General features: G+C 72.2%; 10 protein-coding genes. 8 read left to right on the top strand and 2 right to left on the bottom strand.

Features of this window, described 5'->3' with window-relative positions; all coding sequences use genetic code 11:
- Positions 1-473: 473 nt before the first annotated feature.
- The 3 genes from BIV23_RS18930 to BIV23_RS18920 all read left to right on the top strand — a co-directional run bounded on the left by BIV23_RS18930 (position 474) and on the right by BIV23_RS18920 (position 4,676).
- Positions 474-1,436, top strand: coding sequence for an SCO0930 family lipoprotein (locus tag BIV23_RS18930; protein WP_071382053.1), 963 nt, complete (start codon positions 474-476; stop codon positions 1,434-1,436).
- Between the two features lie 277 nt (positions 1,437-1,713).
- A complete protein-coding gene (locus BIV23_RS18925) occupies positions 1,714-2,526 on the top strand; it encodes an SAM-dependent methyltransferase (RefSeq protein WP_071382052.1) in 813 nt (270 codons plus the stop codon).
- Complete coding sequence (locus BIV23_RS18920) at positions 2,523-4,676, top strand: putative bifunctional diguanylate cyclase/phosphodiesterase (protein ID WP_071382051.1); 2,154 nt, start codon at positions 2,523-2,525, stop codon at positions 4,674-4,676. The genes BIV23_RS18925 and BIV23_RS18920 overlap by 4 nt, the downstream gene beginning before the upstream one ends.
- Positions 4,677-4,690: 14 nt before the next feature.
- On the opposite strand, the gene BIV23_RS18915 is transcribed toward BIV23_RS18920, so the two are convergent.
- Positions 4,691-5,575: a LysR family transcriptional regulator gene (locus tag BIV23_RS18915; protein WP_071382050.1), complete on the bottom strand. Its 885-nt coding sequence runs from the start codon at positions 5,573-5,575 to the stop codon at positions 4,691-4,693.
- A 120-nt stretch (positions 5,576-5,695) separates the two neighbouring features.
- Here BIV23_RS18915 and BIV23_RS18910 point away from each other — a divergent pair, with 120 nt between their 5' ends.
- From BIV23_RS18910 to BIV23_RS18890, 5 genes are all read left to right on the top strand, one after another.
- Positions 5,696-6,367, top strand: coding sequence for a succinate dehydrogenase (locus BIV23_RS18910; RefSeq protein ID WP_071382049.1), 672 nt, complete (start codon positions 5,696-5,698; stop codon positions 6,365-6,367).
- Between the two features lies 1 nt (position 6,368).
- On the top strand, positions 6,369-8,318 hold the full coding sequence (locus BIV23_RS18905; protein WP_071382048.1) for a fumarate reductase/succinate dehydrogenase flavoprotein subunit: 1,950 nt from the start codon (positions 6,369-6,371) through the stop codon (positions 8,316-8,318).
- Positions 8,315-9,064 carry a succinate dehydrogenase/fumarate reductase iron-sulfur subunit gene (locus tag BIV23_RS18900; RefSeq protein WP_071382047.1) on the top strand — a complete coding sequence of 250 codons (750 nt, stop codon included), beginning with the start codon at positions 8,315-8,317 and terminating at the stop codon, positions 9,062-9,064. The genes BIV23_RS18905 and BIV23_RS18900 overlap by 4 nt, the downstream gene beginning before the upstream one ends.
- Positions 9,065-9,302: 238 nt before the next feature.
- Complete coding sequence (locus tag BIV23_RS18895; RefSeq protein WP_071382046.1) at positions 9,303-10,073, top strand: GNAT family N-acetyltransferase; 771 nt, start codon at positions 9,303-9,305, stop codon at positions 10,071-10,073.
- Complete coding sequence (locus BIV23_RS18890; RefSeq protein WP_071382045.1) at positions 10,073-10,933, top strand: lysophospholipid acyltransferase family protein; 861 nt, start codon at positions 10,073-10,075, stop codon at positions 10,931-10,933. Before BIV23_RS18895 ends, BIV23_RS18890 begins: the two co-directional genes overlap by 1 nt.
- Here the strand turns inward: BIV23_RS18890 and BIV23_RS18885 are convergent.
- Positions 10,923-13,253 carry an ATP-binding cassette domain-containing protein gene (locus BIV23_RS18885; protein WP_071382044.1) on the bottom strand — a complete coding sequence of 777 codons (2,331 nt, stop codon included), beginning with the start codon at positions 13,251-13,253 and terminating at the stop codon, positions 10,923-10,925. The genes BIV23_RS18890 and BIV23_RS18885 overlap by 11 nt on opposite strands.
- Positions 13,254-13,268 lie beyond the last annotated feature (15 nt).

Raw genomic sequence — 13,268 nt, 5'->3', positions numbered from 1 at the left:
GGGGCGGTGTGGGGCAGGGCGGGTCGGGCCAGTGAGAGGCGTCGCCGGCCCACGCCACCGCCACCGTGCCGTCCGGTCCCGTGGAGGCGTACGCGCAGGCGTCGGCCGACGCGCTGCCGGCCGGCCAGCCCACCAGGGTCCAGCCCAGCGTCAACACGGCCAACACCCTTACGGCGGGCGCGCATCGGGTCACTTCGGGTCCATGCACGACGACGATCATGGGGGGCGAAATCCGGAAGTACGCCGTAGTGCCCCGGGATTGGCCCGAAGGAAGGACATCTCATGATCAATGGTTTGACGCACCGAAGTGCGCGGTTGGCGTGAAACGTGCGCCGGTGCGCGCCGGTGGTGCACAGGTGCCGGAAAGAAATTCCCGGCACCGTTGAACACCCCGGCCCCTCTGGTGCGTACCCATGGCCGTGCGGCGGCGCGTCAGGGCGCTGCAACATCCAGGCGAAAATGGGGAGTTGACGATGAAGACCTCCTGGCGGACCGTCTCACTGGCGGCGACAGCCGTCTCGGTGCTGGCGCTGACGACGGCGTGCGGTCAGGACAACAGCACCACCCCGGCCTCCGCGGCCCAGAACGTCGGGGCCACCGCGCCCGCCGGCAGCCCGACCACGGGCGCCGGTGTCGGTACGGGGGCTGCCAACGGCTACGGCGCCGACGGCAACCAGAGCTCCGCCTCCCCGACCTCGGCCGCCCCGGCGGGCAAGCTCACCGTGGCCGCCAACCCCGACCTCGGCAACGTGCTGACCGACGGCTCCGGCCTCACCCTCTACCGGTTCGACAAGGACACGGCCAACCCGCCCAAGTCCAACTGCGCCGGCGACTGCGCCACCACCTGGCCGCCGGTGCCCGCCGGCGACGCCAGCGCCGGCGCCGGCGTCGACAAGGCGCTGCTCGGTTCGGTCACCCGCGCCGACGGCACCAAGCAGCTCACCATCGGCGGCTGGCCGGCGTACCGCTACGTCAAGGACGTCAACGGCGGTGACGTCAACGGCCAGGGCGTGGGCGGCAAGTGGTTCGCGCTGGCCCCCGACGGCAAGAAGGCCTCGCTGGCCTCCCTGCCGGGCCTGTCCGTCCGCAAGGACCCCAAGCTCGGTGACATCATCGTCGACAAGAACGGCAGGACCGTCTACCGCTTCCTGAAGGACAAGGCCTGGCCCAAGGTCATCTCGAACTGCGCCGGTGCCTGCCTCCAGAAGTGGCCGGCCGTCGCCCCGGTCAAGGCCGACGACACGCAGGGCGTCAAGAAGAAGGGCCTGATGGGCTTCACCCGTCCCGACGGTACGCGGCAGATGACCGTCAACTGCTGGCCCATCTACACCTTCTCCGGGGACAAGGCCCCTGGTGACACCAATGGTGAGGGCGTGGGCGGCACGTGGTACGCCGTCTCGCCCGACGGAAAGCCGGTCGGCGCCCCGGGCAAGTAGATCACCTCCCCAGGGTCGATCAACCCGCCCGGCCCGGAGCGCCACCGTGGTCCGCCCCCTCCGCAACCGCACGGAGGGGGCGGACCGTTGTGCTGTGCGGGAGGCGTCCCGACTCGAACAGCCGTCACGCAGCGGGGTCGTACCGGCACATGCCGCAGGCAGTGACCGGGAACGGATGGTCAATTTCCGGTTCGGGTCGCTCCTTCGGCGGGCGATCAGTAGCCTCAGCTCGAACACCGGATCGCCCACCCCTGTCGTCGACGCCTTGGAGAGATACATGGAGCGCCCCGCCTGGGCCCCGCGGAGCATCGACATCTCGGTGCCGAGCGTCTCGCGGATCTACGACTTCTACCTGGGCGGTTCGCACAATTTCGAGGTCGACCGGAACGCGGCGCGCAAGGCCATGGAGTTCATGCCGGGCCTGCCGAAGGTGATGCAGGCCAACCGGGCGTTCATGCGGCGGGCGGTGCGCTTCGCGGCTCGGGAGGGCGTCACCCAGTTCCTCGACATCGGCTCGGGCATCCCGACGTTCGGGAACGTCCACGAGGTGGCCCGGGCGGCCGCGCCGGGCGCGCGCGTGGTCTACGTCGACCACGACCCGGTCGCCGTCGCGCACAGCCAGGCGGTGCTCGCGGGCGACGCGGACGCGGACGTCGTCGCGGCGGACCTGCTGGGGCCGGCGGAGATCCTCGCGAGCCCCCAGGTGGAGCGCCTGATCGACCTGAACCGGCCGGTCGCCCTGTTGCTCGTTGCCATACTGCACTTCGTGGAAGACGCGGACGACCCCTACGGTGCGGTGGCCGAACTGCGCGACGCGCTCGCGCCCGGCAGCCTGCTGATCCTGACCCATGCCTCGTACGAGGGAATCCCGCTGCCCGTCGAGCGGGCGGAGGGCGCGGTGGACGTATACAAGGACATTCGCAATCCGCTCATCATGCGCTCGCGCGACGAGATCGCGCGGTTCTTCGAGGGGTACGACATGGTGGAACCCGGACTGGTGCAGATGCCGCACTGGCGCCCGGACTCGGCGCCGGAGGACGAGGATCCGTTCGCCTTCTCCGGATTCGCCGGCGTGGGGCGCACCGCGTGAGCGCGGAGCCGGACGGGCCGGAGGGCAGACTGCGCCGGTTCGCGACGATCTGGAGCCGGGCCGTCTACCCCGTGACCTCCACCTCGCTGACCCGCGCCGAGTTCGAGGAAGAACTGCTTCCGCTCGCACGCCGGTTGAGCGGGCTGCTGCGGGCGCACAGCTTCGACGCCGAGGGCGCGAAGGCCGTGGGCGCGGCCCTGGTGGACGCGCACTGCACCGACCCCGAGGCGCTCACCCGCACCCTGGACTGCGTCGACGCCTATCTGGTGTTGTACTGCGGCGAGGAGGACCCCGAGGCCCCGCAGGACGCACCCCGGCTGCGCTCCTCGCGGCTGCAGCACGCGCTGGCCGCCGGGTACGCGCAGGCGCTGCGCGAGCGCACCCTCGCCGAGCAGGAGTCCATCGCCCAGGCCGCGCTCAGGGCCCAGGGCGTGGTCGCCCAGGCGCTGCACGCGAGCGAGGCCCGCTTCCGCGCGGTCTTCGAGGGCGCCGCCATAGGGATCGGCATCGCCGACCTCGACGGCCATGTCCTGCAGGTCAACGGGGCGCTGCTGCGCATGTTCGGGCTGTCCTCGCAGAACCTGCGCGACCGCCGGGTGCAGGACTGGGTGCACCCCGAGGACGCCCCGCAGACCTGGAAGCTGTACGAGGAACTGGTGCGCGGCGAGCGCGAGCACTACCACATGGAGAAGGCGTTCAACCGCCCCGACGGCACCGTCCTGTGGACCAACCTGACGGTCTCCCTGCTGCGGGACGCCGACGGCGACCCGCAGTACCAGCTCGCCCTCATGGAGGACACCACCGAGCGCCGTCTGCTCAACCTCCGTCTGCGCTACGAGGCGACGCACGACGCGCTGACCGGCCTGCCCAACCGCACCCTGTTCTTCGAGCGGCTGGAGAAGGTCCTGGCGGCCGGCGAGGGCCAGCGCTTCGGCCTGTGCTATCTCGACCTGGACGGCTTCAAGACCATCAACGACAGCCTCGGGCACGCGGCCGGCGACCGGCTGCTGGTGGAGGTCGCCGACCGGCTGCAGTCCTGCGCGACCGCGCCCGGCGAGATGGTCGCCCGGCTCGGCGGCGACGAGTTCGTGGCCCTGACCACCGGCCCCGGCACCGAGCGCACGGTGGACGAGCTCGCCGAGCGCATCATGACCGCCCTGATCACCCCGATCAGCATCGACGGCCGGGACCTGATGGTGCGCGGCAGCCTGGGCATCGTCGAGGGCCCGGCCGGCGAGCGCACGGCGGCGGAGGTCCTGCGCAGCGCCGACATCACCATGTACCGGGCGAAGTCGGCGGGCGGCAACCGCTCCGAACTGGCCGACCCGGAGGCCGACGCCCGCGCGATCACCCGCCACGGACTCACCACGGCCCTGCCCACGGCCCTGGAGCGCGGCGAGTTCTTCATCGAGTACCAGCCGCTGGTCCACCTCGGCGACGGCAGCGTGCGCGGCGCCGAGGCCCTGGTGCGCTGGCTGCACCCGCAGCACGGCGTGCTCGGCCCGGACCGCTTCATCCCGCTCGCCGAGCACACCGGTTTGATCGTGCCGCTCGGCCGCTGGGTGCTGGAGGAGTCCATCCGCCAGGCCCGCGCCTGGCGGGAACGGTACGGCGAGGAGACCGCCGCCGGGCCGCTGCGCATCAACGTCAACCTCTCGCCCTGCCAGCTCAGTCATCCGGGGCTCGTCCAGGACACGGTCGAGATCCTCGAACGGGCGGGCGTCGCCCCGGACGCGCTGTGCCTGGAGGTCACCGAGTCCGCCCTCATCGGCGCCGACGACGATCTCCTCAAACCCCTGCGCCGGCTGGCCGAGATGGGCGTCGACATCGCCCTGGACGACTTCGGCACCGGGTACTCCAACCTCGCCAACCTGCGCCGCCTGCCGGTGAACGTCCTCAAACTGGACCGCTCCTTCACCCAGGGCATGCAGCGGTTCCCCGCCGACCCGGTCGACCTCAAGATCGTGGAGGGCATCGTCACCCTCGCCCACAGCCTCGACCTCGCGGTCACCGTGGAGGGCGTCGAAACCGGCGCCCAGGCCGAGCAGTTGCGCGTTCTGGGCTGCGACACGGCCCAGGGCTGGTACTACGCCCGCCCGGGCCCGCCGGAGCGGCTGCACGACCTGGCGCTGATGGACGCGACGGGCTGAGCCGCGGGCGGGAGCTACCGCTCCAGCAGCATCCGCTGCAACTCCCGTGCAGCCCGCGGCGGCGCCACGTCACTGCGGTGCGCGAGCGCGATCGTACGATGCAGTCCGGGGCGCGCCAGCGCAGTCACCCGAAGGCTGCGCCCCGACCTGGACGCCACCATGCGCGGCACCACCGCCGCGCCCAGCCCTGCCCGCACGAACCCCAGCACCGCGTCCATCTCACCCCCTTCAACGGCGAACTCGGGCTCGAACCCTTCCGCGCGGCACGCCGCGACCGTCAGTTCGCGCAGGTCGTAGCCGTGCCGGAACATCACCAGGCGCTCACCCTCCAGATCGGCGATGCGCACGGTCCGCCCGCCCCGGCCGGGTGCCGGTGCCTCGGGTGAGGACACCACGACCAACTCCTCCCGCAGCAGCTCCACCGTCGTCAGCGCGGGCGCCGGCGCGGGCAGCGGCAGCACGACCAGCGCGAGGTCGAGGGCGCCGCGCGCCAGCTCCCGTACCAGGTCGTGCGAGCCGCTCTCCTCGACGAGCAGCCGGATGCCGGGATAACGGTCGTGGAAGGCGCGCAGCACGTCCGGCAGCAGGCCCGTGCACAGGCTCGGGGTGGCGCCGAGGCGTACCCGGCCCCGGCGCAGCTGCACCAGCTCCTGCACCTCGTGGCGGGCCGTGTCCGCGTCGGCCAGGATCCGCCGGGCGAGCGGCAGCAGCGCCTCGCCCGCGTCGGTGAGCGTGATGTTGCCCCGGGCGCGCAGGAACAGGTCCGCGCCCAGCTCCCGCTCCAGCGCCCTGATCTGCTGCGACAGCGACGGCTGGGCGACGTGGACCAGCTCGGCGGCCCGGGTGAAGTGCCGGGTCTCGGCGACGGCGACGAAGTACTGGAGCTGCTGGAGCTGCATCCCCACACCATAGCCTCAGCCTATGGAAACGAACCGCATCATGTCTTGGACCGATCGGGCCCTTCGGCCCTAGCGTGCTGTGCCATGGCACTGGCAACGCGGACGGACCGACGGCCGTCCATGGCGCGCACGATGTGGGACTCCTCCGTCGGCAAGAAGACGGTGATGGCCGTCAGCGGCCTGATCATGCTGGCGTACCTGGTCGTCCACATGATCGGGAACCTGAAGATCTACTTCGGCGCGGGCGAGTTCAACCACTACGCCCACTGGCTGCGCACCATCGGCGAGCCGTTCATGCACTACGAGTGGACGCTCTGGCTCATCCGGATCGTGCTGGTCGTCGCCGTGGCCGCCCACGCCACGTCCGCGTACCAGCTCAGCCGCCGGGACATCAAGGCACGGCCCAGCGCGTACGTGCACGCCAAGCCCCGGGCGAGCTACGCCACCCGCACGATGCGCTGGGGCGGGATCATCCTCGGCCTGTTCGTCGTCTGGCACGTCCTGGACCTGACCACCGGCACCGTGCACCCGGGCCGTTTCGAGCACGGCCACCCGTACCAGAACGTCGTCGGCGACTTCTCGCACTGGTACAGCAACGTCATCTACATCGTCGCGATGCTCGCGCTCGGCCTGCACGTCCGGCACGGCTTCTGGAGCGCCGCGCAGACCCTCGGCGTCGGCAGCCGCACCCGCGACCGCGCCCTGAAGACCCTCGCGAACGTCCTCGCGCTGCTGCTCACAGCCGGTTTCATCGCCGTACCCGTGGGCGTCATGACCGGAGTGGTGAGCTGACATGACCGACTACGTGCACTACACGACGGGCGAACCGGTCCTCGACACCAAGGCCCCCTCAGGCCCGATCCACGAACGCTGGGACAAGCGCCGCTTCGAGGCCAGGCTCGTCAACCCGGCCAACCGGCGCAAGCACACCGTCATCGTCGTCGGCACCGGACTCGCCGGCGGCTCCGCGGGCGCCACCCTGGCCGAACAGGGTTACCACGTCGTCCAGTTCTGCTACCAGGATTCCCCGCGCCGCGCCCACTCCATCGCCGCGCAGGGCGGCATCAACGCGGCGAAGAACTACCGCAACGACGGCGACTCGATCCACCGGCTCTTCTACGACACCGTCAAGGGCGGCGACTTCCGCGCCCGCGAGTCCAACGTCCACCGCCTCGCGCAGATCTCCGTCGAGATCATCGACCAGTGCGTGGCCCAGGGTGTGCCCTTCGCCCGCGAGTACGGCGGCCTGCTCGACACCCGCTCCTTCGGCGGCGTCCAGGTCTCGCGCACCTTCTACGCCCGCGGCCAGACGGGCCAGCAGCTCCTGCTCGGCGCCTACCAGGCCCTCAGCAGGCAGATCGCCGCCGGGAACGTGGAGATGCACCCGCGCACCGAGATGCTCGACCTGGTCGTCGTGGACGGGCGGGCGCGCGGCATCGTGGCCCGGGACCTGGTCACCGGCCGTATCGACACCTATTTCGCGGACGCCGTCGTCCTCGCCAGCGGCGGGTACGGCAACGTCTTCTACCTGTCGACCAACGCCATGAACTCCAACGCGACCGCCGTCTGGCGGGCGCACCGGCGCGGCGCCTACTTCGCCAACCCCTGCTTCACGCAGATCCATCCGACCTGCATCCCGCGCACCGGCGACCACCAGTCCAAGCTGACCCTGATGAGCGAGTCGCTGCGCAACGACGGCCGGATCTGGGTGCCGAAGGCGCACGGCGACACCCGGGCGCCGAACCGGATCCCCGAGGACGAGCGCGACTACTACCTGGAGCGCATCTACCCCTCCTTCGGCAACCTCGTCCCCCGCGACATCGCCTCCCGCGCCGCGAAGAACGTCTGCGACGAGGGCAGGGGGGTCGGCCCCGGCGGCCAGGGCGTGTACCTGGACTTCGCCGACGCCATCGGGCGCATGGGCCGTCAGGCCGTCGAGGCCAAGTACGGCAACCTCTTCGACATGTACCAGCGGATCACCGACGAGGATCCGTACGAGGTGCCGATGCGGATCTACCCCGCCGTGCACTACACGATGGGCGGACTGTGGGTCGACTACGACCTGCAGACCACCGTCCCCGGCCTGTTCGCGATCGGCGAGGCCAACTTCTCCGACCACGGCGCCAACCGGCTCGGCGCCTCCGCCCTGATGCAGGGCCTCGCCGACGGCTACTTCGTCCTGCCGGCCACCATCAACGACTACCTGGCCCGCAACCCGCACCAGGAACCGGTGACCGCCGAACACCCCGTCGTACAGGAGGTGCTGGCCGAGACCGGGGACCGCGTCAACCTGCTGCTGTCCGTCGGCGGCGACCGCACCCCGGACTCCTTCCACCGCGAACTGGGCGAACTCATGTGGGAGTTCTGCGGCATGGCCCGCACCGACGCCGGGCTGCGCAAGGCGCTGGAGCGCATCCCGCAGATCCGCGAGGAGTTCTGGCGGCGCATCAAGGTGCCCGGCACCGGCGAGGAGTTCAACCAGTCGCTGGAGAAGGCGAACCGCATCGTCGACTACCTGGAGCTGGCCGAGCTGATGTGCCTCGACGCGCTGCACCGCGCCGAGTCCTGCGGCGGCCACTTCCGCGAGGAGTCCCAGACCCCGGACGGCGAGGCGGCCCGCCGGGACGACGAGTTCGGCTACGCGGCCGCCTGGGAGTTCACCGGCACCGGCACCGCTCCCACCCTGCACAGGGAAGACCTGGTCTTCGAGTACGTCCACCCCACCCAGCGGAGCTACGCATGAAGCTCACCCTGCGCGTCTGGCGGCAGCGCAACGCCGACGCCCCCGGAGCGATGTCCACGTACGACGTGGACGGCATCTCGTCCGACATGTCCTTCCTGGAGATGCTGGACGTCCTCAACGAACAGCTCATCCTGTCCGGCGAGGACCCGGTCGCCTTCGACCACGACTGCCGCGAGGGTATCTGCGGCGCCTGTTCCCTCGTGATCAACGGCGATGCGCACGGCCCCGAGCGCACCACCACCTGCCAGCTGCACATGCGGTCCTTCCGGGACGGCGACACGATCGACATCGAGCCGTGGCGCGCCGCCGCGTTCCCGGTGATCAAGGACCTCGTCGTCGACCGGTCCGCGTTCGACCGGATCATCCAGGCCGGCGGCTACGTCACCGCGCCCACCGGCTCCGCGCCGGAGGCGCACGCCACGCCGGTGCCGAAGGCCGACGCCGACTTCGCCTTCGAGCATGCCGAGTGCATCGGCTGCGGAGCCTGCGTGGCCGCGTGCCCCAACGGCGCGGCGATGCTGTTCACCTCCGCCAAGGTCAACCACCTCAATGTGCTGCCCCAGGGCGCGCCCGAGCGGGAGACCCGGGTGCTGGACATGGTGGCGCAGATGGACGCCGAGGGCTTCGGCGGCTGCACGCTGACCGGTGAGTGCGCCACCGCCTGCCCGAAGGGCATTCCGCTGGTGTCGATCACGGGCATGAACAAGGAGTGGCTGCGGGCCGCCCGCAGGGTGGCCAAGCGGTAGCGCCACCGCGGAGACGTTCGCCGACAGGGGCGGACGGGCGGGGCCGGGAGTGGTGCTCATCCCCGGCCCCGTCTGGTTTTCCTTGATCGCGGGCGACCGGCGTTCAACATTCCCACATCCGTTCTCCTGGCCCCGGTCACGCGCACGCCAACCGGCATCGGAAGAACAGGAGCGACGGGCCGTACGCACACAGCCCGCCGTCCCCGTCGCCGAACCGGCCCGTGACCAGGAGTGAGCCATGACCGGCGTGTCCACCCTCGACCGTCCCCCGCAGCCCGCGGCACCCACCCGCTACACCGTCACCCTCGCCCGCGACGAGGACGACGTCCGTGCCGCGCAGCGGCTGCGGCACGACGTCTTCGCCGGGGAGATGGGCGCCCTGCTGGCCACCCCGCAGCCGGGCCTCGACATCGACGCATTCGACGCCTACTGCGACCACCTGCTGGTCCGCGACACCGTGACCGGCCAGGTCGTCGGCACCTACCGGCTGCTGCCCCCGGAGCGGGCCGCGGTCGCCGGGCGGCTCTACTCCGAGGGCGAGTTCGCGCTGGGCGGGCTCGACGCGATCCGGCCCTCGCTGGTCGAGGTCGGCCGCTCCTGCGTGCACCCCGACCACCGCGACGGCGCCGTCATCAGCCTGATCTGGGCCGGCATCGCCCGCTACATGGTCGACCGCGGGCACGAGTGGCTCGCCGGCTGCTGCTCGGTGCCGCTCGCCGACGGCGGTGCCCTCGCCACCGCCACCTGGGAGCGTGTGCGGGCCAAGCACCTGGCCCCCGCGGAGTTCCGGGTACGGCCGCTGCTGCCCTGGATCCCGAACGCCGAGGCCCCCGCCGGCCACACCGAACTCCCGGCCCTGCTGCGCGGCTACCTCCGCCTCGGCGCCTGGGTGTGCGGCGAGCCCGCGCACGATGTGGACTTCGGGGTCGCCGACCTGTACGTGCTGCTGTCGATGCGCCGGGTCAACGCGCGCTATCTGCGGCACTTCCTCTCCCTCGTGCCGGCCTGATGAGTATCTGGCTGCCGACCGCGCCCTGCACCCCGGGCGCGTGTGTGGAGCCGGCCCGCACCGCGGTCGCCGTACCCCGGGCCGTGCTGCGGCTGGCCGCCGTCCTGGTCCTGCTGCTGGCCGGAGTCGCCCTGTCGCCGCTCGGCAGGAGGATCCCCGCCGAGTGGGTCAGGCGGTGGTGCCGGGGGCTGGTGCGGGCCACGGGAGTCCGGGTCCGCCTCACCGGGACCCCCGCCCCGGCCGGCGGACTGCTGCTCGTCGCCAACCACGTCTCGTGGCTGGACATCCCGCTGCTGACCGTCGTACGCCCCGCCCGCATGCTCGCCAAGACCGAGATACGGCAGTGGCCGGTGGCGGGCGCGCTGGCGGCGCGCGGCGGCGTGCTGTTCATCGAGCGGGACCGGCTGCGGGCCCTGCCCGCGACGGTCGAGCGGATCGCCGGGGCGCTGCGCGCGGGCGCGGCCGTGACCGCCTTCCCCGAGGGCAGCACCTGGTGCGGGCGGGCCCACGGGCACTTCCGCCGGGCGGTGTTCCAGGCCGCGCTCGACGCGGGCGTGCCCGTGCAGCCGGTCGGCCTGCGCTACCGGCAGGAGGGCGGCGCCCCGGGCACGGCGGCCGCGTTCGTCGGCGAGGACACCCTGCTCGCCTCCCTGTGGCGGGTGGCCCGCGCCCGCGATCTGGTCGCCGAGGTGGAGATACGGCCGCTGATCGCGCCGGGCACCTGCGCGGACCGGCGGACACTGGCCGCCGCGGCTCAGCCGATGGCGTCCGCGCCCACCTGGACCCACGCGGCGTTGGCAGCGCCCCGAAGGGACGCGGGAACTGCCGCCGTCGTCCCGCAGCCACCCGTCACGGCATGACGCGCGCCAGATAGGGCGCCGTCGCACTTCCCGCCGCCCGCGCGACGCGCTCCGGGGGGCCCGACGCCACGATCCGCCCGCCCTGGTCGCCCCCGCCGGGGCCCAGGTCGATGACCCAGTCCGCGCCCGCGACCACCGTCATGTCGTGCTCCACCACCACGACCGTGTGGCCGGCGTCGACCAGGCCGTGCAGCCGCTCCGTCAACAGCTCGACGTCGGCCGGATGGAGGCCGGTGGTGGGCTCGTCCAGCAGGTACAGGGTGTGGCCGCGCCGGCCGCGCTGCAGCTCGCTCGCCAGCTTGATCCGCTGCGCCTCGCCGCCGGACAGCTCGGTCGCCGGCTGCCCGAGCCGCAGATAGCCGAGGCCCACGTCGAGCAGGGTGCGCAGGCTGCGGGCGGCGGCCGGGACGTCGGCGAAGAACTCCGCCGCCGCCTCCACCGTCAGGTCGAGCACCTCGGCGATGTCCCGCCCCCGGTACGCCACCTGGAGCGTGCCGGGGTTGTACCGGGCCCCGCCGCAGTCCGGGCAGGGGGCGTAGGTGCTCGGCAGGAACAGCAGCTCGACGCTGACGAACCCCTCGCCCTGGCACGTCTCGCAGCGTCCTCCGGCGACGTTGAAGGAGAACCGCCCGACGCCGTACCCGCGCGCCCGCGCCTCCTCGGTGCCGGCGAACACCTTGCGGACGACGTCGAACAGGCCGGTGTAGGTGGCCAGATTGGAGCGCGGGGTACGGCCGATCGGCTTCTGGTCGACCCGGACCAGCCGGTCCACGCCCGCCAGTTCCTCCGTCAACTCGCCGACAAGCGTGGACTTTCCGGAACCGGAGACCCCGGTGACGGCGGTGAACGCGCCGAGCGGGAACGCGGCCGTCACCTGCCGCAGGTTGTGCCGGGTCACCGGACCGACCGTCAACCAGCCGCGTGGTGCGCGGACTTCACGCGCCGGGCCCGGTGACTCGTCGAAGAGGTACACCGCCGTCGCGGACTCCGCCACCGACGCCAGCTCGGCCGGCGGCCCGCTGTAGAGCACGCGCCCGCCGTGCTCGCCCGCGCCGGGGCCGACGTCCACCAGCCAGTCGGCGCCGCGCACCACGTCCAGATGGTGTTCCACCACGAACACCGAGTTGCCGGCCGCCTTCAGCCGCTCCAGCACGGCTCGCAGTGCCTCGGTGTCCGCCGGGTGCAGTCCGGCGGACGGCTCGTCGAGGACGTACACCACGCCGAACAGGCCGGAGCGCAACTGCGTGGCCAGGCGCAGTCGTTGCAGCTCGCCCGCCGAGAGGGTGGGGGTGGCGCGGTCGAGGCTCAGGTAGCCGAGGCCGAGTTCGACGACCGGCCCGATCCGGGACTTCAGGTCGTCGGTGAGCACCCGTGCCGTCTCGTCGCGGCCGTCGAGCAGGGCGGCGAGGTCGGTCAGCGGCAGCGCGGCCAGCTCGGCGATGGTCCGCCCGTCGAAGGTCACGGCGAGCGACTCCGGCCGCAGCCGGCTGCCTCCGCACACCTCGCACGGCCGGTTGGCCAGGAAGCGCTCGGCCTTCGCGCGCAGGGTCGGGGACTTGGTGTCCGAGAAGGTCTTCAGCACATACCGGCGGGCGCTCATGTACGTGCCCTGGTACGGCCGTTGGATGCGGTCGGCGTCCCGCACCGGGTGGACGGTGACGACCGGCTGCTCGTCCGTGAACAGGATCCACTCGCGCTGCTCGGCGGGCAGTTCGCGCCAGGGCCGGTCGACGTCGTGGCCGAGCGTGTCGAGGATGTCCCGCAGGTTCTTGCCCTGCCAGGCGCCCGGCCACGCGGCGATCGCGCCCTCGCGGATCGACAGCGCGGGGTCCGGGACCAGCAGCTCCTCGGTCGTCTCGGGCACCTGGCCGAGCCCGTGGCACCGCGGGCAGGCACCGGCCGCCGTGTTCGGCGAGAACGCGTCGGAATCGAGCCGCTGGGCGCCCGGCGGGTACGTCCCGGCGCGCGAGAACAGCATGCGCAGCGAGTTGGAGAGGTTGGTGACCGTGCCCACCGAGGACCGCGAGGTCGGCGCCGAGCGGCGCTGCTGCAGCGAGACGGCGGGCGGCAGCCCGGTGATCTCGCCGACCCTGGGCGCCCCGACCTGGTGGATCAGCCGCCGCGCGTACGGCGCGACCGACTCGAAGTAGCGCCGCTGGGCCTCGGCGTAGATCGTGCCGAACGCCAGGGACGACTTCCCCGAGCCGGACACGCCGGTGAACACGGCCAGTACGTCCCGGGGGACATCGACGTCGACGCCCTTGAGGTTGTGCTCGCGGGCCCCGCGGACGCGGACGAAGGGGTCATGTGGGTGGTGCATAGACGGGCAACTCTA

Source organism: Streptomyces monashensis (assembly GCF_001866665.1).
GTDB classification, from domain to species: domain Bacteria; phylum Actinomycetota; class Actinomycetes; order Streptomycetales; family Streptomycetaceae; genus Streptomyces; species Streptomyces monashensis.
This window is presented reverse-complemented; position numbering and strand designations above follow the sequence as displayed.